Origin of the sequence: Aureimonas flava (assembly GCF_003583935.1) — a bacterium.
GTDB lineage: Bacteria > Pseudomonadota > Alphaproteobacteria > Rhizobiales > Rhizobiaceae > Aureimonas > Aureimonas flava.
Window position 1 is genome coordinate 320,672 of record NZ_QYRN01000004.1, and the last position, 22,724, is coordinate 343,395.

The window sequence follows — 22,724 nt, forward strand, 5'->3', positions numbered from 1 at the left end:
AGACATGGCATCGGCCGCGGAACAACTCGCCGCAAACCTCAACTTCTCGGCCTTCTCGAAGGCGGAAGACCTGAAGAAGCGCATTTGGTTCACCCTCGGCGCGCTGCTGGTGTACCGGCTCGGCACCTATATCCCGATGCCCGGCATCGACCCGGAGGCGCTGGCGCAGGCGTTCCACCAGCAGTCGACCGGCATTCTCGGCCTCTTCAACATGTTCGCGGGCGGCGCCGTCGGACGCATGGCGATCTTCGCGCTCGGCATCATGCCGTACATCTCGGCGTCGATCATCATCCAGCTCATGACGTCGGTGATTCCGTCGCTCGAGGCCCTGAAGAAGGAAGGCGAGCAGGGGCGCAAGGTCATCAACCAGTACACGCGCTACGGCACTGTGCTGCTGGCGACCGTGCAGGCCTACGGCATCGCGGCGGGTCTTCAGTCGACCAGCAGCATCGTCACCAATCCGGGTGCCTTCTTCATCCTGTCCAGCGTCATCACGCTGGTCGGCGGCACCATGTTCCTGATGTGGATCGGCGAGCAGATCACCGCGCGCGGCATCGGCAACGGCATCTCGCTCATCATCTTCGCCGGCATCGCGGCCAACCTGCCGTCGGCGCTCGCCAACCTTCTGGAGCTCGGGAGGACCGGGGCTCTGTCCACCGCGATCATCCTGATCGTCGCGGTGGTCGTGGTGGTCTGCATCGCGGGCGTCGTGTTCTTCGAGCGTGCCCAGCGTCGGCTGCTGATCCAGTATCCCAAGCGCCAGGTCGGCAACCGCATGTTCCAGGGCGACACGTCGCACCTGCCGCTGAAGCTCAACACCGCCGGCGTGATCCCGCCGATCTTCGCCTCGTCGCTACTGCTCCTGCCGGTGACGATCGCGAATTTCTCCGACACGAGCTCGCTTCCCGGCTGGGCGACGGCGATCATCGCGTCGCTCGGGCACGGGCGGCCGCTCTACATGCTGCTCTACGCCGGCATGATCGCGTTCTTCGCCTTCTTCTACACCGCCATCGTCTTCAATCCGAAGGACACGGCGGACAATCTCAAGAAGCACGGCGGCTTCATCCCCGGCATTCGCCCAGGCGAGCGTACGGCGGACTACATCGACTATGTCCTGACCCGCATCACGGTGGTCGGCGCGATCTACCTCGTGGTGATCTGTCTGCTTCCCGAGATCCTGATCTCGGCTGCCGGTATTCCGTTCTACCTCGGCGGAACGTCGCTTCTCATCGTGGTGTCGGTGACGATGGACACCGTGGCCCAGGTGCAGGGGCACCTGCTGGCTCATCAATACGAAGGCCTCGTCAAGAAGGCGAAGCTGCGCGGAGGAAGGCGAGGAACTCGATGAGGGTCATACTGCTGGGCCCCCCGGGAGCGGGGAAGGGGACTCAGGCGCAACGGCTTGTCGAACGGCATGGTATTCCGCAGCTTTCGACGGGCGACATGCTCCGCGAGGCCGTGGCGAAGGGCACCGAGATCGGTCGTCGCGCCCAGGCCGTCATGGATGCGGGCCAACTCGTCTCGGACGAGATCGTGATCGGCATCGTGGCCGACCGCATCGACCAGGACGACGCGCGCAAGGGGTTCGTGCTCGACGGGTTCCCGCGGACGGTGGCGCAGGCGAGCGCGCTGGAGGGCATGCTCCAGGAGCGCAAGCTCGCGATCGACGCGGTGATCGAGTTCAAGGTCGACGAGCAGCGGCTGGTCGAACGGATCGAGAAGCGCGCGCGCGAGACGGCCTCCGCCGGTCTGCCCGTCCGCAAGGACGACACGCCGGAAGTGTTTCACCGGCGGCTGCGCGAGTTCCGCCAGGCCACGGCGGCGGTGTCGCCCTACTATCGCGATCGCGGCCTCCTGCGGCAGATCGACGGCATGGCGCCGGTCGACAGCGTGACGGCCGAGATCGAGGACGCGCTCAAGGGCCGGGTCGGCGCCTAGGCACGCGTTGACGGTTGACTAACCGGCCGGGAATCTTATAAGGACCGGCCCAATTCGCGCATCATCGGGCGATCGACGCATACGCTTGGGCGTTTGCGCTCGATCGCTTGGCGTTTCGGAGCGGCCCGGAAGGGTCGTGGACATCAGTGTCGTGGCGGATCCGCGACCAAAGGAGGCTTATCTTGGCCCGTATTGCAGGCGTCAACATCCCCACCAACAAGCGCGTCGTGATCGCGCTTCAGTACATCCACGGCATCGGCCCGCGCTTCGCGCAGGAGATCATGGACAAGGCGAATCTCTCGGCCGAGCGCCGCGTGAACGAGCTGTCCGACGCCGAGGTGCTCCAGATTCGCGAGCTCATCGACCGGGACTACCGCGTCGAGGGTGACCTGCGTCGCGAGACCTCGATGAACATCAAGCGTCTGATGGACCTGGGCTGCTACCGCGGCCTTCGCCACCGTCGCGGCCTGCCGGTTCGCGGCCAGCGCACGCACACCAATGCCCGCACCCGCAAGGGTCCGGCCAAGGCGATCGCCGGCAAGAAGAAGTAATTCGCCGCACCCGGCAGTTGCCGGGGCGGGGCACGTGTTTTTAGGCCGGGGGCTCGTCGCCCGCCGGCCGGTGGAGCCGCCGGCATTACGGCGGTGTCGAGATCCAAGGAAAAGAAAATGGCCAAGGAAGCGCAGCGCGTCCGTCGTCGCGAGCGGAAGAACATCACCTCGGGCGTCGCCCACGTGAACTCGTCCTTCAACAACACCCTGATCACCATCACCGACGCGCAGGGCAACACGATCGCCTGGTCGTCCGCCGGCGCGCAGGGCTTCAAGGGGTCGCGCAAGTCGACGCCGTTCGCCGCCCAGATCGCCGCCGAGGACGCGGCGAAGAAGGCGCAGGAGCACGGCATGCGCACCCTCGAGGTCGAGGTGTCGGGTCCGGGTTCGGGCCGCGAGTCGGCCCTGCGCGCGCTTCAGGCGGCGGGTTTCACGATCACGTCGATCCGCGACGTGACGCCGATCCCGCACAACGGCGTGCGCCCGCGCAAGAAGCGCCGCGTCTAAGCGCGCGCGCATTCGAGAAGACGCCGCGCAGCCCCGGTCGGGCTGCGCGGCTTTCGCCGTATTCGGGAAGCCGATCCTTCCCATGGAGACCTTTCGCCACGATTGGATGGTGGCGAGGTAGCTGAAAGGCAAGCGACATGATCGCCAGCAACTGGCAGAACCTCACGAAGCCGAACCAGGTCGTCTTCAAGAGCGGCGGCGGCCGCACGAAGGCCTCGCTCGTGGCCGAGCCCCTGGAGCGCGGTTTCGGGCTGACGCTCGGCAACGCCCTGCGCCGCGTCCTCCTCTCGTCGCTTCAGGGCGCCGCGGTAACCGCCATCCAGATCGATGGCGTGCTGCACGAGTTCTCCTCGATCGCGGGCGTGCGCGAGGACGTGACGGACATCGTGCTGAACGTGAAGGAAGTCGCGATCGGCATGCAGGGCGACGGCCCGAAGCGCATGGTGCTCCGTAAGTCGGGCCCGGGCGTCGTGACCGCCGGCGACATCCAGACCGTCGGGGATATCGAGATCCTCAACCCCGAGCACGAGATCTGCACCCTGGACGAGGGCGCCGAGATCCGCATGGAGTTCACGGTCAACACCGGCAAGGGCTACGTGCCCGCCGACCAGAACCGCGCCGAGGATGCGCCGATCGGGCTGATCCCGGTGGACGCGCTGTTCTCGCCGGTGAAGAAGGTGTCCTACAAGGTCGAGAACACCCGCGAGGGGCAGGACCTGAACAAGGACAAGCTGACCATGGAGATCGTCACCGACGGCTCCATCAGCGGCGAGGACGCGGTGGCCTATGCCGCGCGCATCCTGCAGGACCAGCTTTCGGTCTTCGTCAACTTCGAGGAGCCGCAGCGCGAGGTGCGCGGCGCCGAGGAGCAGATCGCCGAGCTCGCCTTCAACCCCGCGCTTCTGAAGAAGGTGGACGAGCTGGAGCTTTCGGTCCGCTCGGCCAACTGCCTGAAGAACGACAACATCGTCTACATCGGCGACCTGATCCAGAAGACCGAGGCGGAGATGCTCCGCACTCCGAATTTCGGCCGCAAGTCGCTGAACGAGATCAAGGAAGTGCTGGCCTCGATGGGCCTGCACCTCGGCATGGAAGTCAGCGCCTGGCCGCCGGAGAACATCGACGATCTGGCCAAGCGCTACGAGGATCAGTACTGATCCGACCCGACAACGGCGCTCGCCACGCAGGTGGCGGGCGCTTCGCCTGAGCCCAAAGATTCAAAGGCACATGCACCGGCGCGAAGTCGGGATGCGAGGATGCCGACCCCGGCGACGCGCCGGACCTGATCGAGGAGAAGACCCATGCGCCACGGCAATTCCGGCCGCAAGCTCAACCGCACCCACGAGCACCGCAAGGCGATGTTCGCGAACATGGCGGCATCGCTCATCACGCACGAGCAGATCGTGACGACGCTTCCGAAGGCGAAGGACCTTCGCCCGATCGTCGAGAAGCTGATCACGCTCGGCAAGCGCGGCGACCTGCACGCCCGCCGCCAGGCGATCAGCCAGATCCGCGACGAGGCGGCCGTCCGCAAGCTGTTCGACGCGCTGGCCACGCGCTACGCCGGCCGCAACGGCGGCTACTGCCGCGTCCTGAAGGCCGGTTTCCGCCGCGGCGACAACGCGCCGCTCGCGGTGATCGAGTTCGTGGAGCGCGACGTGAGCGCCCGCGGCGCCGCCGACCGCGCCCGCCTGGAGGCGGAAGCCGAGACCGAGGCCGCCTGAACGGCGCCGCACTCAAAGACCAAAAAGGGGCCTGACGGCCCCTTTTCTGTTTTGAAGAACCGACGGGCCACGGAGGCGAGGGCATGGCACGCGACAGGGTCCTGGTGACCGGGGCTTCCGGTTTCATCGCCAAGCATGTGGTGCTGGAACTGCTGCGCGCCGGGTTCGACGTGCGCGGCTCCGTGCGCGGCAGCCTGCGCGCCGACGAGGTGCTGCGCGTCGTGCGGGACGTCGGCGAGGACGCCGGGCGTTGCGAGTTTGCCGAAGCCGATCTCGGGTCCGAGGCGGGGTGGGACGCGGCGACGCGCGACTGCCGCTTCGTCCTCCATACCGCTTCGCCCTTTCCGCTGATCCAACCGCGCCGTGCCGACGATATCGTGTCGATCGCCCGCCGAGGCACGGAGTTCGTGCTGCGCGCGGCGGCTCGCAGCAGCGCCGAACGAGCGATCGTCACCTCGTCCGTGGCGGCCGTCTTCTACGGCCATCCTCGCGACCGCGTGCGCCCGTTCGGCGAGGCCGACGTGACCAATCTCGCGAGCGCCGCCGTGTCGTCCTACGCGCGCTCGAAGACTGTCGCCGAGCTGCACGCCTGGGATGTCGCACGCGAGACGGGACTGGCGATCTCCACCATCAATCCCGGGCTCGTTCTGGGACCGCTGCTCGATTCGCGCCTCGGCACTTCCGCGCAGATCGTGGCCACCATCATGAAAGGGTGGCTGCCGCTGCTGCCTGACGTGTCGATCCCTTCGGTCGACGTTCGCGACGTCGCGCGGGCGCATGTGCGCGCCCTCGACGTTCCCGAATCGCGGCGGTTCCTGCTGGCTGCGCCCGAAACCCCATCGCTTCCCGAGATCGCCGACATCCTGGCTCGGGCATTCCCCGAACGGTGCGGACGCATCTCGCGCAGGCGCCTGCCGTCCGCCTTGCTCCGGGCGGGGGCGCTCCTGTCTCCCGGCCTCGCGATGCTGGCCGAGGACGTCGGGCGGGCGAAGGAGATCGATACGGCGCCGGCGCGCGAGCTCTTGAACCTGCGCTTCATTCCGGTCCGCGAAGCCGTGGTGGCCCTTGGCGAAAGCCTGTTGCGGCACCGTTGCGTCTGACGACATCGGAGCGAAACGCTCCGCCTCGTAGAACGGCTCGCATATCCTGTGGGTGTTGCCCGGCCGCGATAGCGGGGCGGGGTGACCCCATGCGATAGGAGCCGCGAAGCCAGCTCCATGCAAGTTTGGACAAGCGCCACGCAACCTTTGGTGGTTTGCGGCATTTTCCAGGCGAATAGGGACGATCGCCGAGCGGCTTGGCGGCGAGTTTAGACGGATTAAACGGATATCATGGAAAATCGGACCGCTGCCACCCACACGAGCGAGTTCTCGATGCGTCGTACCATGCTGACCCTTCTGGGGGCCTTGTTCGCTTTCGGTATCCTGACCGTGAGCTATGCGACCGCGGAACTGCCGGCACCCGCGGCCGCCGAGACGCAGCACGACGTGCTGACGCGCTAAGCCACACCGGGGGAAATCAGGAAAAAGGGCCGAAAGGCCCTTTTTTCGTTGGATCGTGGCGCGATACGTCGGGTCCGATTCGATCTTCGAGGCGAACGACAATGCAGTACGGCAGGCTGATCCTCGGTTCGGGCGTCGCGACGCTCGCCCTTGCGGCATCCCTTTCCCTCGCCGGCGCGCAGTCGCCGCCGGCGCCCACGCCGATCGCTCCTGCCGCTCCCGCCGAGCGCGTGCCGACGTCGGACGCCGAGGTGCGGCTCAGCTTCGCGCCCCTCGTGCGCAAGAGCGCACCCGCCGTTGTCAACGTCTACGCCGCGAGGCAGGTGCCGGTTCGCACTCCCTTCGCGGGCGACCCGTTCTTCGAGCAGTTCTTCGGCCGGGGCGAGGGGCGCACCCGGCGCGAGTCGTCGCTGGGCTCCGGGGTGATCGTCGATCCGACCGGGCTGATCGTGACGAACCACCATGTGATCGCCGATGCCGAGGAGGTGCGCGTCGCGCTCGCCGACGGGCGGGAGTTCGACGCTCGCGTCCTGTCCAAGGACCAGCAGGCCGATCTCGCGGTTCTGAAGATCGAGGGCGACGAACCCTTTCCCAGCATCGCCATCGCCGATTCCGACACGACCCAGATCGGCGACCTCGTGCTGGCCATCGGCAACCCGTTCGGTATCGGCCAGACGGTGACCAACGGCATCGTGTCGGCGCTGGCGCGCACCCATGTCGGCGTCAACGACGTCGGCTACTTCATCCAGACGGATGCGGCGATCAATCCCGGCAATTCCGGCGGGGCGCTGGTCGACATGCGCGGCGAGCTCGTGGGCGTCAACACGGCGATCTTCTCGCGGTCGGGCGGCTCCAACGGCATCGGCTTCGCCATCCCCTCCAACATGGTGCGCGCCTTCGCCGACGCCGCTCGCGCGGGCCGGCCGTTCGAGCGCCCCTATGTGGGAGCCGGCTTCGTGCCGGTCACCGCCGACATCGCCGAGGCGCTGGGGCTCGACCGCCCGACCGGGGCGCTGGTCCAGACCGTGCGCCGCGGAACGCCCGCCGACGAGGCGGGCCTTCGGGAAGGCGACGTCGTGCTCTCGATGAACCGCTTCCCGATCGACAACCCCGATACGCTGGGATACCGGCTCGCGACCGCCGGGCTCGGCGGCGAGGCGGAGCTCGAGGTGATGGCGGGTGATGGCCAGCACGAACGCGTGCGGCTCGCGCTGGAGGCCGCGCCGGAGGATCCGCCGCGCGACCTGCGCACGCTGGACGGGCGCACGCCCTTCGCGGGCGCGACGGTCGCCAACCTGTCGCCGCGCCTGGCAGGAGAGTTGGAGATGCCGCAGACGGCGACGGGCGTCGTCGTCACCGAGGTTGAGCGCAATTCCCCCGCCGCCCGGTTCGGCCTGCGACCCAAGGACGTCATCGCCAGCATCAACGGCCGCGATCTCGAATCCACCGAGGAACTCGAGGAGCAGGCGGGCGAGGGGCAGCGGGGATGGCGCATCGAGGTGGACCGGAACGGGCAGCGGCTCGTCCAGTCGGTTCGCTGAGGAGCGGATGGCCGATCTTTTCGCCGCAGACGAGCCGCCGCCGCGCCGCGAGCCCGCGCCCGACGAGCCGATGGCCGGCGGACCGCTGGCCGAGCGGCTCCGCCCGCGCCGCCTGGCCGATGTCGTCGGCCAGGAGCATCTGACGGGGTCGGAGGGCGCGCTGACGCGGATGCTGGAGAGCGGCTCGCTCGGCTCGGTGATCCTGTGGGGGCCACCGGGGTCGGGCAAGACGACCGTCGCCCGGCTTCTGGCGCGCGAGGTCGACTACGCGTTCGAACAGGTGTCGGCGATTTTCACGGGCGTCGCCGATCTAAAGAAGGTGTTCGAGACGGCGCGTTTGCGCCGGTCCGGCGGCCGCCGCACGCTGCTGTTCGTCGACGAGATCCACCGCTTCAACCGCGCCCAGCAGGACTCCTTCCTGCCGGTGATGGAGGACGGGACCATCGTTCTCGTCGGTGCGACCACCGAGAACCCGTCCTTCGAGCTGAACGCGGCCCTCCTGTCGCGCGCCCGCGTGCTGACGTTCCGCGCCCACGACGCGAAAAGCCTCGGCCGGCTTCTCGACCGCGCGGAAGAGGCGATGCACCGCCCGCTCCCCCTGGACGGCGCGGCGCGCGAGATGCTGGTGCGGATGGCGGACGGTGACGGGCGCGCCGTGCTGACGCTCGCCGAGGAGGTCTGGCGCGCGGCGAGGCCCGGCGAGGTTCTGAACGCGGAGGGGCTCCGCACGGTCGTCCAACGGCGTGCGCCGATCTACGACAAGGGGCAGGACGGCCACTACAACCTGATCTCCGCCCTGCACAAGTCGGTGCGCGGCTCGGACCCGGACGCCGCGCTCTACTATCTCTGCCGCATGCTCGACGCCGGGGAAGACCCGCTTTATCTCGGCCGGCGGATCGTGCGCATGGCATCTGAGGACATCGGCCTCGCCGACCCGCGCGCGTTGCTCGTCGCCAACGCGGCCAAGGACGCCTACGACTATCTCGGCTCGCCGGAGGGCGAGCTGGCGCTGGCGCAGGCGGTCGTCTACCTCGCCTCAGCGCCGAAATCCAACGCCGTCTACACGGCCTACAAGGCGGCGATGCGCGCGGCCCAGGAGCACGGCTCGCTTCTTCCGCCCCGCCACATCCTCAACGCGCCGACCAAGCTGATGAAGGAAGAGGGCTACGGCGCGGGCTATGCCTACGATCACGACGCGCCCGACGCCTTTTCCGGCCAGGACTATTTCCCGGAGGCGATGGGCCGCCTCCGCTTCTACCGGCCGACGGGTCGCGGCGAGGAGGCGCGGATCGCGGAGCGCATGGAGAGGTGGGAGCGCCTGCGCCGGGAGCGCGGGGGATGACGGGCAGACCCGCCGGGCACCGTGGAGGATCGTTCTCCTCCGGTGTTCCGGCCGCCGTCCGAATGCTGTATCGCCGGGATCGAGAACGATAGGAACGAGCGATGTCGGCAGTCGAGCAGATCAGGGTGGAAGCGGACGAGACGGGACTCCGCCTCGATCGCTGGTTCAAGATCCACTATCCGGGCCTGGGCTTCGGGCATCTCCAGAAGCTGCTGCGGTCGGGACAGGTGCGTGTGGACGGCGGCCGGGCCAAGACGGATACGCGCGTCGAGGCCGGGCAGTTGATCCGCGTGCCGCCGATGGGCGTGGATGCCGGCCGGCCGCGCACGGCGGTGCTGACCTCGAACACGATGCGCGACAAGCACGACGGTGACGTGCTCTCGCAGATGCTGATCTACGAGGACGAAAAGGTCTTCGTGTTCAACAAGCCGGCCGGGCTGGCGGTGCAGGGCGGCTCGGGCGTCGCCCGGCACGTCGACGGCATGCTGGAGGCCTGGCGCAACCGCAAGGGTGAGAAGCCGCGCCTCGTGCACCGCATCGACCGCGACACGTCGGGCATCCTCGTGGTCGCGCGAACGCGCGGCGCGGCCGTCTCGCTCACCAAGTCGTTTCGCGAGCGGGACACCAAGAAGCTCTACTGGGCGCTGGTGAAGGGCGTGCCCGCGCCGCACGAGGGGCGCGTCTCGACCTATCTCGTGAAGGAGCAGACGCGCGATGGCGACCGCATGCGTGTCGCCCGGCACGGGGAGGAGGGCGCCGATCACGCGCTCTCGCACTACCGCGTGGTGGACCAGGTGGCCCAGGCCTTCGCATGGATCGAGATGGAGCCCTATACCGGCCGGACCCACCAGCTCCGCGTCCACGCCGCGCATATCGGCCACCCGATCCTCGGCGACCCGAAATATTTCGAGCACGACACCAACTGGGAGTTTCCCGGCGGCGTGCAGCAGCGGCTGCATCTCCATGCGCGCCGGATCGTGATCCCCCATCCCGACGGCGGGCGCCGGATCGATCAGATCGCGCCCTTGCCGCCGCACATGGTCCAGACCTGGAACCTCTTCGGGTTCGACGAGGCGGCCGAAAACGACTGATGCGCGCCATTCTCTTCGACTGCGACGGCACGCTGGCCGACAGCTTCGGGCTGATCTGCGAGACCATGCGCCGCTGCTTCGCCCTGGCCGGCCTGCCCGAGCCGGACGATGCGGCCACGGCGGGCGTGATCGGTCTTTCGCTCGACCTCGCGATCCACCGCCTGGCGCCCACGGTGGCGGCCGATGCGCTTCCGGCGCTGGTGGAGACGTATCGGCAGGCGTTTCACGAAGTGCGGGCCGAGGGCGGCTTCCCCGAGCGCCTGTTTCCCGGCATCGAGCCGATGCTGCGCGCGCTGGCGTCGCGCGACGACGTGCTTCTGGGCATGGTCACCGGAAAGTCGCGGCGGGGCGTGCGCAGCGTTGTCTCGGTCCACGCGCTGGAGGGCGTTTTCCCGGCCGTGCGCACCGCCGACGACTGCCCCTCCAAGCCGCATCCGGCCATGGTGCTGGAATGCTGCGGCGATCTCGGCGTGCGCCCGGAGGATACGCTCGTGGTCGGCGACGCGATCTACGACATGCAGATGGCGGTGGCGGCCGGCGCCACCGGCTGGGGCGTCGCCTGGGGTGCGCAGCCTGCCGAAGCCTTGATCTCGGCCGGCGCGAGCGGCGTTTCTGCGACGGTGGCCGAGTTGACCGCCGCGCTGGACCTCTGGCTGGCCGGCGCGCCGGTCGCCTCCAAGCACGCTTGAAGAACCAACCGCAACGGGGCTCCAACGCGATGTCCAACACCCTTCAGACACCCGAACTGCCGAAGCGGTTCTACGCCGACGTCACCGTCGAGGAGACGGCGGACGGCTTCGAGATCAGGCTGGACGGGCGTCCGGTGCGCACGCCGGCACGCAGGCTCCTGGCCCTGTCGGCACGGGCGCCCGCCGATATCGTGGCGGCCGAGTGGGCGGGGCAGGGCACGCATATCGACCCGGCGACGATGCCGGTGACCCGTCTCGTCAACACGGTGCTGGACGGCGTCGCCACCGATCCCGCCGCCACGCGCACGGACCTCGGCCGCTACGCCGAGACCGACCTCCTCGCCTATCGCGCCGACGAGCCGGAGCGGCTCGTGGCGCGCCAGGCGGAGGCCTGGGACCCGATGATCGAATGGGTTGCGGAGCGCTTCGGCGCGCGCGTCGCGGTGGCGTCGGGCGTGATGCACGTGGCGCAGGCGCCCGCCACGCTCGAGGCTCTTCGGGCGCGGCTGGACGCGGAGACGGACCCGTTCCGCCTTGCCGCCATCCACCAGATGACGACCCTCACCGGCTCGCTGATCCTGGCGCTCGCGGTGGCCGAAGGTCGCCTCGGCGCGCCGGAAGCCTGGCGGCTTGCCCACGTGGACGAGGACTGGAACATCTCGCTGTGGGGCGAGGACGCGGAAGCCTCGGCCCGCCGCGAGGCGCGCTTCGCCGACATGCGCGCGGCGGAGATCCTTCTCGTCGGTTGATCAGATCCCGGCGAACCAGTCGTAGCCCCGGTCCTCCCAGAAGCCGCCCTTGCCCTCGCCGTAAGCGACCAGCGAATCGGTGACCACGATCGCGCGGACGTATTTCGCCATCTTGTAGCCGAGCTGCCGCTCGACCCGCACGCGCAGCGGCGCGCCGTTGGCGACCGGCAGCGCCGTGCCGTTCATGCCGTAGGCGAGGATCGTCTGCGGATGGCGCGCGTCGAGGAGGTCGATCGATTCGTAGTAGCGGATGGGTCCGGCAAAGCCGTTCGCCAGCGTGTCGAAGCAGAGGAACACGACATAGCGGGCCGAGGGCGCGACGCCGGCACGGTCCAGCACGAGACCGAGCGGCGTACCCGTCCATTCCGCGATGCAGCTCCAACCCTCCACGCAGTCGTGGCGGGTGATCTGCGAGCGCGCGGGCATCGCCTGGAGGTCGACGAGCGACAGCGACAGCGGGCGCTGCACAGCGCCGGTGATGGACAGGCGATAGGACGCGAAGTCCTGCCGGGCGAGTGCCAGATAGGGCTCGTCCTGCGGATTGGTGGAGCCGTTGGGGCGCATCGGCTGGCGGATTTCGGTCGGCGAGAACTCGCGCGCCAGATCGTCCGAGCCGAGCAGCAGCCGCTGTGCGCGATAGGTCAAGTCGTTCGCGCTCGCCAGCACGCCGCGCACCTGCGAGTCGTTGGCCACCAGCGGGTCGAAGCAGCCGGACAGGGGCAGGGTGGACGCCGCGGCGAGGCCGCTCAGAAAGCGGCGGCGGTGAAGAGGCCCCCTCATCGCTCGTCCTCCTTGCCGTCGATCCGGATCCAGCCGGTGACCATGGAACGCATTTCGTTGAACGGTCCGGCCAGCAGCACCATCGCGATATGGATCGCCGCGAAGGCGACGAGCGCCAGCATCAGGACGAAGTGGATCGTTCGGGCCGTCTGCCGTCCGCCGAAAAGATCGAGCATCCAAGGCGCATAGGCGTTCACGCCAGGCGACATGGTCAGCCCCGTGGCCACCATCAGCGGGAGCACGACGATCAGGATCGTGAAATAGGACAGCTTCTGGAGCGGCCCGTAGCTGCGGCGGTGGTGCAGGCGCAGCCTCGCATGGTCGGCGATGTCGCCGGGCAGGGCTGCCAGGTCGCGCCCGCGCGGCAGGATATCGCGCGTCAGGTGGCGGTTCACGAGGCTGGCCACGAGCCAGAGCGCGAGCGTGCCGACCAGGACCCAGGCGAAGAAGAAGTGGACGATGCGGCCCGTGGCGAGGTCGCGATAGGACGGGATCGTCAGCCAGCCCGGAAAGGTCTGCATCTGGAAGTTGCCATCGGCGTCCTCCACGACGCCCAAGACGCCCGTCGTGTCGAAGCTGCGGCCGAAGACGGTCGTCACGCCACCGAGCTCGCCCTGGTCGAAGGCGGCGCCGATGCTCAGCACCCGGTTCTCGAATGCGAACCCGGACTGTTGTCCGATGTAGAGGTCCGGCCGTGCGGTGAAGATCTGCAGCCCCGACAGGAGCAGGAAGAACAGGCACACGACCCAGACCCAGTGGGTCAGCCGTGTGGCGAGCCTTTGCCGGTAGACCAGCGGTCCGTCGCGATTGGCTAGCAGCTTCATGTCCCGTCCATCCGAGCGCGTCCGGTGGAGATACGGGCGGCAGACCCGTTCGGACGCATCAGGAAGGCATGATGGCGCGCCGGAGCGCGCGGTCCAGCTCCTGCCGGAAGCGCGACCGGTCGGCCGGCGCGAACGGCTTGTTGTAGCCTTTCGATTCGCCGCTCTCGCGCAGGTGCTGGTTGAACGATCGGAGCGAGAGCGCGGCGCCGATATTGGCGGCTGTGAACGGTCGCCCGTCCGGGCCGAGCACGGCGGCTCCCTTCTCCAGCGCCCGCGAGGCAAGCGGGATGTCCGCGGTCACCACCACGTCGGCCGCCGTCGCTTCCTCCGCGATCCAGTCGTCCGCTGCGTCGAACCCGTCCGACACGCTGACGATGCGCGCGCTGGGATAGCGCGAAGGGCGCATGCCGCCGTTGGACACCAGCACGACGCCCGCGCCGAGCCGTTCGGCCACCTCCAGCACGTCGTCCTTCACCGGGCAGGCGTCGGCGTCCACGATGACGCGAGTCGCGCTCATGCGGCGCCACCTTGCCCTGGCGGCAGGACCGAGGGACCGAAGATCGCCTCGAAGCGCGCGCGCAACAGCGCGTCCACCTCGGGCATCGAAACGACGATGCCGAGGTCGAGGAGGCTGGTGACGCCGTAGCCGCGAATGCCGCAGGGCACAATGCCGTCGAAATGGGAAAGCTCGGGATCGACGTTCAGGCTGATGCCGTGGAACGTCACCCACCTGCGCACCCGGATGCCGATCGCGGCGATCTTGTCCTCCGCCGGCGCGCCGCCCGCGATGGCCAGCCGGTCGGGCCGCTGCACCCACACGCCCACGCGGTCCTCCCGTCGCTCGCCGCGGATCTGGAAATCGGCCAGCGTCGAGATCACCCATTCCTCCAGCGCCGCCACGAAGGCGCGCACGTCCTGGCGGCGGCGCTTCAGGTCGAGCACCACGTAAGCCACCCGCTGTCCGGGCCCGTGATAGGTGAACTCGCCGCCGCGACCGGAGCGGAACACGGGAAAGCGGGCCGCGTCGAGGAGATCGCCGTCCTGAGCGCTGGTGCCGCTCGTGTAGAGCGGTGGGTGCTCGACCAGGAACACGGCCTCCGGTGCTTCGCCCTCCGCCACGCGGCCCGCCCGCTCCTCCATGAGCGCGACGGCGGCGGGATAGTCGATTCTGCCGTCGACCGTGACCCATTCCACCGGCGGGCTGCCCGGTCGGGGAAGGAAGCTGCCGATGTCGAGCGCGGCGCGCGGCGTGGGGGTGTCCATGACGGGGAGATAGCGTCGCCGTCGCCCCGGCGCAAAGGGCTTCGCGCGGCATGCGGCCCGTCACGAAAAAAGAATACGGACGGCGCTGCGAAAAGGCTTGTGCGCCACGGGGGCGTTTGTTACATCGCCGCCACCGGTCCAGAGAGGCCGGGCCGGTCCCCGGACCGGAACACGGCGTGCGGTCGTGGCGGAATTGGTAGACGCGCAGCGTTGAGGTCGCTGTGGGGCAACCCGTGGAAGTTCGAGTCTTCTCGACCGCACCAGCCTTCTCTTCTCCCTACTGAAAATTTCGATCCGGCTCGGCCCTTTTGGTCGGATGGTTCGCAGTCGGTCGCGTGATTGACTTTTACGTCAATCTGGTTTGTCTCACCTCCAGAGGGACTGCCGCATGCGCGACTACTACACCATCACCGAGCTGACGCGGGAGTTCGACATCTCCACGCGCACGATCCGCTTCTACGAAGACGAGGGGTTGATCTCCCCGATTCGCCGCGGACGCACCCGGCTCTTCCGGCATTCGGACCGCCAGTTGCTCAAGATGATCCTGCGCGGCAAGCGCCTCGGATTCTCGATCGCCGAGATTCGCGAGATCATGGGCATGTACCGCACCCCGCCGGGCGAGGCGGGGCAGTTGCGCACCATCGTCCGCCGCGTCGGCGAACGCCGGGCCGAACTGGAGCAGAAGCGTCGCGATATCGACGACCTCCTGTCGGAACTCGATCAGGCCGAGGAGGCCTGTCTCACGCGCATGGCCGAACTCGGCGTCTCCCCCGGCGCCTGAGGCGCTCAGGGCTCCGCCTGGAGGGAGCACTGGTCCACCGTTCGGCGAACCGTCTGCTGTTGCGCTTCGTCGAGGCGTCCCGACAGCAGCGCCTGCAACAGGTCCCGATCCTTCAGCTCGCCGAGCACGCAGCCGCAATAGCTCCGGCAGAAGGCTTCGTCGCGGGACTCGAGGCATGTCTGGCGACAGCTCTGGTCGAAGGCCGCCGTTTGATCGGGCGGAAACACGGAAGCGAAGGCCGCCACGAGGCCGATCGAGATCGGCTGGTGCAGGAGGTAGAACAGGAGCGAATGACGGCCGAGCGTGCCGAGGTGCCGGCCCGCGCCGAAGCGTCCGTTGAGGCGGCGCAGCCGGGCCCAGAGGTCGAGCCTCCCCGCGATCTGCGCCAGCGCGATGCCGATCAGAACCGGTGCCAGCCAGGGAACGAGGGGCACGAAGTCGTTGGACAGGGGCGGGCGTTCCGAAAGGCCCAGCCAGGCGAGCCAGCGCGGATCGGTCGCCGACGTCGCGAAGAGGAGCGGCAGCGCGATCAGGGCCGCCGCCGCCGCGAGGTTGAGTGCGAAGGGCAGGCGGATCGCCAGGAGGCCGACGACGCTCGCGACGGCGATCAGGTGCAGGATGCCGAAGAACACGAAGCTCTGCGGCGTGAAGGCGTAGGTGGCGACGGAGATGGCCAGCGCGCCGGCCGCGACCTGTGCGAGGCGGCGGCCGAACGCCGGCCAGCGGACCCCGCCGCGATGCGCCAGGAACAGGCTGACGCCGACCAGCACGAGGAAGCTGATCGCGATCGATCGCGCGAAGATGCGCCAGCCGCCGACCTGGGCATAGCCGGGCGGCAGGTATCCGAAGAATTCCAGGTCCCAGGTGAAGTGGTACACGAGCATCGCCAGGAGCGCGACGCCGCGAGCCACGTCCAAGACCTCGACCCGGCCGCCGAAGCGACCGCCATCCGTTGCACTCATCCCACGAAATCCCCTGGTCCTCGTGACATCCCGCCTATCTGAAACCGCGAGCGATGGCGACCAGGGCCATCGCGCCGGAGCATTGAGGAAGGACGGAGCGGACGCCATGGAGATCATCGAAGCAGCAGGCGCCCGGATCCCGGCCATCGGCCTCGGCACCTATCGGCTGGAAGGCGAGACCTGCGCGCGCATGGTGAGCGAGGCCATCGGCGTCGGCTACCGCCATATCGACACGGCGCGCATGTACGGCAACGAGGTCGAGGTGGGCGAGGGCGTGCGCGCCTCCGGCGTCGATCGCGACGCGCTGTTCGTCACCACCAAGATCTGGTTCGAGCAATTGGCGCCGGACGACTTCATGAAGTCCGCCGAGGCGGCGGTGCGCGCCCTCGACATCGGCCCCGTCGACCTTCTGCTGATTCACTGGCCGAACGCCGCGATCCCGCTCGAAGGGACGATCGACGCCTTGAACCGGGCGCGCGACGAAGGGCTGACGCGCCATATCGGCGTCGCCAACTTCAACGCCGCGCTTCTGGAGAAGGCGAGCGCGCTGACGCGCCATCCGCTCGCCTGCAACCAGGTCGAATATCATCCCCGGCTGTCGCAGGAGACGGTGCACGCGACCTGCGAGCGCCTCGGCATGGCGATGATCGCCTATTCGCCGATCGGCCAGGGCAAGGACCTACTGGCCGATCCGGCGATCACCGAGATGGCCGCGCGCTACGGCCGGACGCCGGCGCAGATCGTGCTGCGCTGGGAGATCGAGCAGCCGATGGTCGGCGCGATCCCGCGCACCTCGAACCCGAAACGCCTGGCCGAGAACCTTGACGTGTTCGGCTTCGAGCTTCAGGACGAGGATCGTCGGCGGCTCCACGAGATGTCGCGCGGTCGCCGCCGTCTTGTCGATCCGTCCTTCGCCCCGGAATGGGACGACCGCTGACCCCCGGCGACCTTCCCTGCCACGCCTCGCCCGATCGACGGCGGCCTCAGTTTCGAGACGTTCGACCCCATGTTCTTCGCCGCGTCCAAGCTTCTCTGGTACCTCGTCCAGCCTCTGGTGGTGATCCTGCTGATCGGCGGGGCCGGCATCCTCGCGACCCTCCTGCGGATGCCGAAGCTGGGTCTCGGGCTGGTGGGAACGTCGTTCGTGATCCTGGCGATCGTCAGCCTGTCGCCGCTCGGTCTCCTGATGCTGAGTGTTCTAGAGAACCGCTTTCAGAAGCCGCCGCTTCCGGCCGAGGTCACGGGCATCGTGGTGCTGGGGGGCTCGTTCGACACTCGGATCGGGCGAACGCGCGGCGAACTGGAGCTGAACGATGCGGCGGACCGGATCACCACCACCATGGCGCTGGCGCGGCAGTTTCCCGATGCGCGCGTCGTGTTCAGCGGCGGCGCGGCGGCGATGCTGACGGAGGACATCACCGAGTCCTCGATGGCACAGAAGCTCTTCGCGGCCTTGGGTCTCGCGCCGGAGCGGCTGGAGCTCGAGGACCGCTCCCGCAACACGACCGAGAATGCGATCTTCACCCGCGAGATCGCCCAGCCCCAACCCGGCGAGACGTGGCTTCTGGTGACCTCGGCGGCGCACATGCCGCGTGCCGTGGGCTGCTTCCGGGTCGCCGGCTTCGACGTTCTACCCTATCCGACCGATTATCAGACCCCCTCGGGCGACGCGCTCTTCTGGCCGTCCACGGCCACCGTGCGCAACCTCGAGAAGGTGCATTTCGCGATCCGCGAATACCTTGGACTTGCGGTCTACCGCCTGACCGGCAAGACCGACGCGCTGTTTCCCGCGCCGAGCGCCTGAGGTCAGTCGCCCTCGGGCGGCGACAGGCGGTAGATGCCCTTGAGGTCGGCCGGCGCGACGGGGCGACCCTTTCGCCGGATCACGACCAGCCCTTCGTCGGACAGCGCGGCGGCGACGCGCCGGATCGGCTGCATCAGGAGACGCCAGACCTTCTCGTCGGAGCCGGCGAGGCTGCGGGCCACTTCCGACGGGCAGACCGTCTTGCCGGCGCCGCGCTCGTGCACCATCCGCAGGATTTCCGCACGCAGGGTTTCGGGGGACGGGGCGTCGGACATCAGGGCTCCCGGAGCGAGACGTTGGCGTCGGAGAAGAACTGCCGGTGCCCGAGGATCAGGATCACCAGGACCGTCGTACCGACGAGGACGATCGGCCCGACGAACCAGCCGAGATAGGCCAGTCCGAAGAAGATGCCGCGAAGACCGGCGTTGAAGTGCCGGGCCGCGATGCGGTTCATCGTCAGCGCGCGGCGGATCGCGGCCTCCGCCGCGGCCGGGTCGGCCTCCGCCTCCTGGCGCATGGGAACGGCGCCCACGAGGATCGAGCAGTAGTTGAACAGCCGGTAGGACCAGCCGAACTTGAAGAAGGCGAAGGCGAAGATCGCCACGAGGCCGAGGAGCTTCGCTTCCACTAAGCCCCTGTCGAAGCTGCCTTCCAGCGGCAGGTCGGTGACGATCAGCGCGATCTGCTCGGCCGAACCGATCAGCGCGAAGCAGCCGCCGATGGCGAAGATGCACGCGGAGGCGAAGAAGCCCGTGCCCTGCTGCAGGCCAGCCATGATCGCCGTGTCGATCATCCGCAGGTCGCGCTTCAGCAGCGTGCGCATCCACACCTCGCGCTGCCGGTTCATCTGCCGGCTGAGGCCATGGCGGGCGAAGATCGGGAACTCGACCACGAAGGAGTAGGCGACCCATCCGCCCACGAATGCGACGAAGGCGAGGAGGTCCGGCAGATCGAAGATGGCGGCGTTGCGCATGGCGGCTCGGATCGGCGGGGTGACAAGAGGGCGCAGGCTCGGGCTGGCCGGCCCCGCGCGGGCCGCGTCGCCTTGACGCCGCCCGGCGGTACGAGCAAACACCGCGCATGCCGCTTCATATGATCAAGCTCTGCGTGGGAGTCGACAGCGTCGAGGATCTCGAGGCTCACGTCCGCGCCCGCCTGTCGGCCGGTTCGGGCGTCGAACAGACGCATGTGACGCGCGTCATGCCCAAGCGCGCGGCCGAAATGGTCGGCGCGGGCTCGCTGTTCTGGGTCATCAAGGGGCAGGTGCAGGTACGCCAGCCCATCCTGCGGTTCGACGCGATTCGTACCGAGGACGGGGTCGAACGCTGCCGCATCGTCCTCAAGCCGGACTTCGTCCGCACCTGGCCGGTGCCCAAGCGCCCCTTCCAGGGGTGGCGCTATCTTCTCCCGGCGGAAGCGCCGGCCGATCTCGGGGAGGGGGCGGACCTGTCCGAACTCCCCTCCGCGCTTCGCAGGGAACTGGCCGAGCTCGGCCTGCTCTGACGGGCGCTCAGCGACCGAACGCGATGCGCACGGCGGGCTGGCCCGCGGCCGACCGCACCACGAGGCGCGTTTCCGTGCGCGGCTGCGAGGCGCGCCAGGCACGTGCACCATGGCACAGGAGCATGCCCACCAGGTCCTTGGCACGCAGGCGCGAGCGACCGTCGCGGTAGTCCGAGAGCCGCGAGGCGGCCTGCTGGAGCGGGTGAAGACCGATCACGGTCGACTTCTGCTCGACGTTGGGCAGGAGGGCGCTTTCGGTTTCGAAGGACATGAGAACCTCGGTTACGCTCGGGACATCGTCAGGCAAGGGGGTGCCGTTCGGAGCCGGTGGCCCCGTGCGGCGGGCGGTCGGGAGGCGGCTGCGGGAAGGCGCGGCGGTCAGTTCGCCGCGATGGCGTAGCAGGCGTAGGCCTTGCTCTTCAGGGCATCGCAGGCGGCGTTCGCGGCGGCCTTGTCGGCGAAGCCGGCGAAGCGGGCGCGGTAGAGCGTCTGCGAGCCGCTCGCCACGGCCTGGGTGAAGGGGCGAGCGCCGGCCAGTGCGGAACCGGCCCGCTGCTTGGCTTCCGACAGCATGTCGTAGGCGGTCGCTTCGGCAGGGGTCGCCGCGATCTGCACCACCCAGCCGGTCACCACGTCGCGGCTCGCGACCATCGCCGGTTCGGCCGCGGCCGCCTCGGTGACGACGTTGGGGATGGCGACGCGGGGCACCGGCGCAGCGGCCAAGGCCGTGGCCACGCCGGAGCCCGGGCGGTCGTTGGCCTCCAGCGCCTCGCGGATGGCGTCGCGGCCCACCACCGGGCGGCGGCTCGGGGCCGTGATGGCGTTCATGGCGCCCGTGGCGTTGGAGCCGTAGGCCTCGGCGACACGCTGGTTGATGGTCGAGATGCGGCGCGTCGGGACCGGCACGGAGGTGGGCAGGGCCGCCATGGCGACGGTCTCGGCATGGGACGCCACCGCCGGGCCACGCGCGCTCGGGCTATAGGCCGCGATGAGCGCGCTGGAGCTGCGGGTGCTGGTCTGCGGCAGATACTGCTTCACGAGCTCGGCCATGTGGTCGTCGCGCGAGCGGGCCGTGCGACCGCCCATCACCACCGCGACCAGCTTGCGGTCGCCGCGGACCACCGAGGTCACGAGGTTGAAGCCCGACTTGTTGATGTAGCCGGTCTTGATGCCGTCCACGCCGTCGACCCGGCCGAGCAGGCGGTTGTGGTTGCCGATGGTCTGGCCGCGAAACTTGAAGCTGCGGGTGCTGAAGTACTTGTAGTATTGCGGGAAATGCTCGCGAAGCGCGATGCCGAGCGTCGCCATGTCGCGCGCGGTGGTCATCTGCGCGTCGTTCGGCAGGCCGTTGGCGTTCTGGAACGTGGTGCGCGACATGCCGAGCTTGCGCGCCTTGGCCGTCATCATATCGGCGAAGCGGCTCTCCGTGCCGCCGAGGAACTCGCCGATCACCACGGCGGCGTCGTTGGCCGATCGGGTGACCAGGGCGTAGATGCCTTCCTCGACCGAGATCGTCGAGCCGACCTTCATGCCGAGCTTGGAGGGCGGCCGGGCCGCCGCGTAGGCGGAGACCTTCATCGGCGTCGACAGGGTCGCGCGCCCGCTCTCCATCGCGTCGAACAGCATGTAGAGCGTCATCATCTTGGTGAGCGATGCCGGATAGCGACGGTCGTCCGCGTTGCGCGAGAACAGGACCTTGCCGTTGTTGGCGTCGATCACGAAGGCGGCGTAGCGCTCGGCCGATTCCTGCGCCGAGGCGGAGGTGGCCACCATCACCACGCCGCCGACCAGCGCGGCGGCCATCAGGCAGTTCGAGAGGCGTCTTGCTGCTGCGGTGAGCGTCGACAGGGTCAGCGGCATGGGCGGCACTCTCGTGTTCGTGTGTCGAGATGCTGCCCCCGGTCGCGGCGCGTGGGGCGCCGGTCCAGGTCCCAAGACTGTGTCTTCGCGATCTCTTCTTGAGGGAAAGATACGCAGGGCGGTCTTACCAATCCGTTTATGGTTGCCGGAACCTTGTGATCGAGTTGTGGCATTCGCCTCGAATTATCGTGATCGGCCGAACCAGAGCCCGCGTTCTAATGCGCTGCACCATGGGCTTGCGGAATTTTGTGCAGTGCAATATATTGGTTGGGAAGGCGGTGGAGGTCGCTGCCAGCCGTCGTCCAGCCAGTCACGGGAGAGTTCGATGAACGCATACGCAGACGCCAACAAGGTCGGCAAGGACAGCATGGACAACGCCCTCCGCTCGATGTCGGCGATGACCAAGGGCTTCCAGCAGATCGCCGCCGAGACCACCGAATTCACCAAGAAGTCCTACGAGCAGTCGGCGCAGATGTTCGAGCGCCTCGCGCAGGTGCGCACCCTGGACAAGGCGATCGAGCTGCAGTCCGAATACGCGCGCTCGGCCTACGATTCCTGGGTGTCGCAGGCCACGAAGATGGGCGAGATCTACCAGGAGATCGCTCGCGAGGCCTACCGCCCGTTCGAGGACTCGATGCAGCAGAACCAGCAGTTCGCGCAGAACATGGCGAACCCGTCGAACTGACGGATCGACACCCATCGGACAGCCCAAGGGCGCGTCCCACGAAGGCCCGGCTCGCTGCCGGGCCTTTTTTGTTGCGCGGTTCGCGATCGGAGTAACTATGTCCGGCTCGGAGGGGGCGATTCAGGACGTCGCTCTCGGTCCGCGACCCGGCGTGTCCCCCGGAGACGAAATTTTGCCGCATCGGGGAGGCGTCTTAAATTGTCGGACCGCGCACATACATATCGAGCGATGGCGAACGTGAACTCCTTGAACGAACGGGCGGCTCCCCAGGGGAGCCGGACGACGGCGGTCCGATCGCAGGGGCGGGACGACGAGCGACCCAACGGGCCCGATCGCGGCACCTCCGTGATCACCCGGACCAAGCCCAGGACCAAGAAGCCGAGCCTTTACAGGGTGCTGCTTCTCAACGACGATTACACGCCGATGGAGTTCGTCATCCACGTCCTCGAACGCTTCTTCCAGAAGGACCGGGAGGCGGCCACGCGCATCATGCTCCACGTGCACCAGCACGGGGTGGGTGAGTGCGGGGTCTACACCTATGAAGTGGCCGAGACGAAGGTGACCCAAGTGATGGATTTCGCACGCCAGCACCAGCATCCGCTCCAATGCGTGATGGAAAAGAATTGAG

Annotated in this window: 28 protein-coding genes and 1 tRNA gene; 20 read left to right on the forward strand and 9 right to left on the reverse strand. The window is 68.3% G+C overall.

Annotated elements, in window-relative coordinates:
* Positions 1-4: 4 nt before the first annotated feature.
* The 13 genes from secY to D3218_RS09355 all read left to right on the forward strand — a co-directional run bounded on the left by secY (position 5) and on the right by D3218_RS09355 (position 11,634).
* On the forward strand, positions 5-1,348 hold the full coding sequence (gene secY / locus D3218_RS09300; RefSeq protein WP_119539739.1) for a preprotein translocase subunit SecY: 1,344 nt from the start codon (positions 5-7) through the stop codon (positions 1,346-1,348).
* The gene (locus D3218_RS09305) at positions 1,345-1,938 is read left to right on the forward strand and encodes an adenylate kinase (RefSeq protein ID WP_119539741.1); all 594 of its coding nucleotides are present in this window, start codon (positions 1,345-1,347) and stop codon (positions 1,936-1,938) included. Before secY ends, D3218_RS09305 begins: the two co-directional genes overlap by 4 nt.
* A 182-nt stretch (positions 1,939-2,120) precedes the next feature.
* Positions 2,121-2,489, forward strand: a complete 369-nt coding sequence (gene rpsM, locus D3218_RS09310) for a 30S ribosomal protein S13 (RefSeq protein ID WP_061936338.1) — start codon at positions 2,121-2,123, stop codon at positions 2,487-2,489.
* 117 nt (positions 2,490-2,606) lie between these two features.
* Positions 2,607-2,996, forward strand: a complete 390-nt coding sequence (rpsK, locus tag D3218_RS09315; RefSeq protein ID WP_039192607.1) for a 30S ribosomal protein S11 — start codon at positions 2,607-2,609, stop codon at positions 2,994-2,996.
* Between the two features lie 137 nt (positions 2,997-3,133).
* Positions 3,134-4,153, forward strand: a complete 1,020-nt coding sequence (locus tag D3218_RS09320) for a DNA-directed RNA polymerase subunit alpha (protein WP_119539743.1) — start codon at positions 3,134-3,136, stop codon at positions 4,151-4,153.
* A gap of 144 nt (positions 4,154-4,297) precedes the next feature.
* Positions 4,298-4,720, forward strand: coding sequence for a 50S ribosomal protein L17 (rplQ, locus tag D3218_RS09325; protein WP_119539745.1), 423 nt, complete (start codon positions 4,298-4,300; stop codon positions 4,718-4,720).
* An 83-nt stretch (positions 4,721-4,803) separates the two neighbouring features.
* Positions 4,804-5,820 (forward strand): NAD-dependent epimerase/dehydratase family protein, encoded by a 1,017-nt coding sequence (locus D3218_RS09330; RefSeq protein ID WP_119539746.1) that lies wholly within the window; start codon positions 4,804-4,806, stop codon positions 5,818-5,820.
* Positions 5,821-6,051: 231 nt separating this feature from the next.
* The gene (locus D3218_RS19720; RefSeq protein ID WP_168990470.1) at positions 6,052-6,222 is read left to right on the forward strand and encodes a hypothetical protein; all 171 of its coding nucleotides are present in this window, start codon (positions 6,052-6,054) and stop codon (positions 6,220-6,222) included.
* 101 nt (positions 6,223-6,323) lie between these two features.
* Entirely contained in the window at positions 6,324-7,763 is a 1,440-nt protein-coding gene (locus tag D3218_RS09335) for a DegQ family serine endoprotease (RefSeq protein ID WP_119539748.1), read from the forward strand.
* A gap of 7 nt (positions 7,764-7,770) precedes the next feature.
* Entirely contained in the window at positions 7,771-9,105 is a 1,335-nt protein-coding gene (locus D3218_RS09340; RefSeq protein ID WP_119539750.1) for a replication-associated recombination protein A, read from the forward strand.
* Positions 9,106-9,206: 101 nt separating this feature from the next.
* Positions 9,207-10,196, forward strand: a complete 990-nt coding sequence (locus tag D3218_RS09345; RefSeq protein WP_119539752.1) for an RluA family pseudouridine synthase — start codon at positions 9,207-9,209, stop codon at positions 10,194-10,196.
* Complete coding sequence (locus D3218_RS09350) at positions 10,196-10,885, forward strand: HAD-IA family hydrolase (protein ID WP_119539753.1); 690 nt, start codon at positions 10,196-10,198, stop codon at positions 10,883-10,885. Before D3218_RS09345 ends, D3218_RS09350 begins: the two co-directional genes overlap by 1 nt.
* 29 nt (positions 10,886-10,914) lie before the next feature.
* Positions 10,915-11,634, forward strand: a complete 720-nt coding sequence (locus tag D3218_RS09355; protein ID WP_119539755.1) for an ATP12 family chaperone protein — start codon at positions 10,915-10,917, stop codon at positions 11,632-11,634.
* On the opposite strand, the gene D3218_RS09360 is transcribed toward D3218_RS09355, so the two are convergent.
* Genes D3218_RS09360 through lipB form a run of 4 tightly spaced genes read right to left on the reverse strand, consistent with a single transcriptional unit; the run spans position 11,635 to position 14,501 of the window.
* Positions 11,635-12,414: a molybdopterin-dependent oxidoreductase gene (locus tag D3218_RS09360; RefSeq protein ID WP_119539757.1), complete on the reverse strand. Its 780-nt coding sequence runs from the start codon at positions 12,412-12,414 to the stop codon at positions 11,635-11,637.
* A complete protein-coding gene (locus D3218_RS09365) occupies positions 12,411-13,238 on the reverse strand; it encodes a cytochrome b/b6 domain-containing protein (RefSeq protein WP_119539758.1) in 828 nt (275 codons plus the stop codon). The genes D3218_RS09360 and D3218_RS09365 overlap by 4 nt, the downstream gene beginning before the upstream one ends.
* A gap of 58 nt (positions 13,239-13,296) precedes the next feature.
* Positions 13,297-13,755, reverse strand: a complete 459-nt coding sequence (locus tag D3218_RS09370; RefSeq protein ID WP_119539760.1) for a YaiI/YqxD family protein — start codon at positions 13,753-13,755, stop codon at positions 13,297-13,299.
* The gene (gene lipB / locus D3218_RS09375; RefSeq protein ID WP_119539762.1) at positions 13,752-14,501 is read right to left on the reverse strand and encodes a lipoyl(octanoyl) transferase LipB; all 750 of its coding nucleotides are present in this window, start codon (positions 14,499-14,501) and stop codon (positions 13,752-13,754) included. Before lipB ends, D3218_RS09370 begins: the two co-directional genes overlap by 4 nt.
* Before the next feature lie 178 nt (positions 14,502-14,679).
* Between lipB and D3218_RS09380 the strand changes: the two genes are divergently transcribed.
* Together D3218_RS09380 and D3218_RS09385 are read left to right on the forward strand one after the other, a co-directional pair.
* Positions 14,680-14,764: transfer RNA gene (locus tag D3218_RS09380), tRNA-Leu, on the forward strand.
* Positions 14,765-14,889: 125 nt separating this feature from the next.
* Positions 14,890-15,282, forward strand: coding sequence for a MerR family transcriptional regulator (locus D3218_RS09385; RefSeq protein ID WP_119539764.1), 393 nt, complete (start codon positions 14,890-14,892; stop codon positions 15,280-15,282).
* Between the two features lie 5 nt (positions 15,283-15,287).
* Here the strand turns inward: D3218_RS09385 and D3218_RS09390 are convergent, their stop codons facing one another.
* Positions 15,288-16,244: a heparan-alpha-glucosaminide N-acetyltransferase gene (locus tag D3218_RS09390; protein WP_119539765.1), complete on the reverse strand. Its 957-nt coding sequence runs from the start codon at positions 16,242-16,244 to the stop codon at positions 15,288-15,290.
* Positions 16,245-16,350: 106 nt separating this feature from the next.
* Here D3218_RS09390 and D3218_RS09395 point away from each other — a divergent pair, with 106 nt between their 5' ends.
* Complete coding sequence (locus tag D3218_RS09395; protein ID WP_119539767.1) at positions 16,351-17,181, forward strand: aldo/keto reductase; 831 nt, start codon at positions 16,351-16,353, stop codon at positions 17,179-17,181.
* Between the two features lie 69 nt (positions 17,182-17,250).
* Positions 17,251-18,048: a YdcF family protein gene (locus tag D3218_RS09400; protein ID WP_119539769.1), complete on the forward strand. Its 798-nt coding sequence runs from the start codon at positions 17,251-17,253 to the stop codon at positions 18,046-18,048.
* 2 nt (positions 18,049-18,050) lie between these two features.
* On the opposite strand, the gene D3218_RS09405 is transcribed toward D3218_RS09400, so the two are convergent.
* Together D3218_RS09405 and D3218_RS09410 are read right to left on the reverse strand one after the other, a co-directional pair.
* Positions 18,051-18,323: a DUF3253 domain-containing protein gene (locus D3218_RS09405; RefSeq protein WP_119539771.1), complete on the reverse strand. Its 273-nt coding sequence runs from the start codon at positions 18,321-18,323 to the stop codon at positions 18,051-18,053.
* On the reverse strand, positions 18,323-19,021 hold the full coding sequence (locus D3218_RS09410) for a DUF599 domain-containing protein (RefSeq protein ID WP_119539773.1): 699 nt from the start codon (positions 19,019-19,021) through the stop codon (positions 18,323-18,325). The genes D3218_RS09405 and D3218_RS09410 overlap by 1 nt, the downstream gene beginning before the upstream one ends.
* A 107-nt stretch (positions 19,022-19,128) precedes the next feature.
* Here D3218_RS09410 and D3218_RS09415 point away from each other — a divergent pair, with 107 nt between their 5' ends.
* On the forward strand, positions 19,129-19,551 hold the full coding sequence (locus D3218_RS09415; protein WP_119539775.1) for a DUF1489 family protein: 423 nt from the start codon (positions 19,129-19,131) through the stop codon (positions 19,549-19,551).
* Positions 19,552-19,558: 7 nt separating this feature from the next.
* Here the strand turns inward: D3218_RS09415 and D3218_RS09420 are convergent, their stop codons facing one another.
* Positions 19,559-19,822, reverse strand: a complete 264-nt coding sequence (locus D3218_RS09420) for a hypothetical protein (protein ID WP_210209660.1) — start codon at positions 19,820-19,822, stop codon at positions 19,559-19,561.
* Between the two features lie 107 nt (positions 19,823-19,929).
* On the reverse strand, positions 19,930-21,411 hold the full coding sequence (locus D3218_RS09425) for a D-alanyl-D-alanine carboxypeptidase family protein (protein WP_245414983.1): 1,482 nt from the start codon (positions 21,409-21,411) through the stop codon (positions 19,930-19,932).
* Positions 21,412-21,736: 325 nt separating this feature from the next.
* Between D3218_RS09425 and D3218_RS09430 the strand changes: the two genes are divergently transcribed.
* Both D3218_RS09430 and clpS read left to right on the forward strand, forming a co-directional pair.
* Positions 21,737-22,096 (forward strand): phasin family protein, encoded by a 360-nt coding sequence (locus tag D3218_RS09430; protein WP_119539777.1) that lies wholly within the window; start codon positions 21,737-21,739, stop codon positions 22,094-22,096.
* Positions 22,097-22,324: 228 nt separating this feature from the next.
* Positions 22,325-22,723: an ATP-dependent Clp protease adapter ClpS gene (gene clpS, locus D3218_RS09435; protein WP_119539779.1), complete on the forward strand. Its 399-nt coding sequence runs from the start codon at positions 22,325-22,327 to the stop codon at positions 22,721-22,723.
* Position 22,724: the final 1 nt, after the last annotated feature.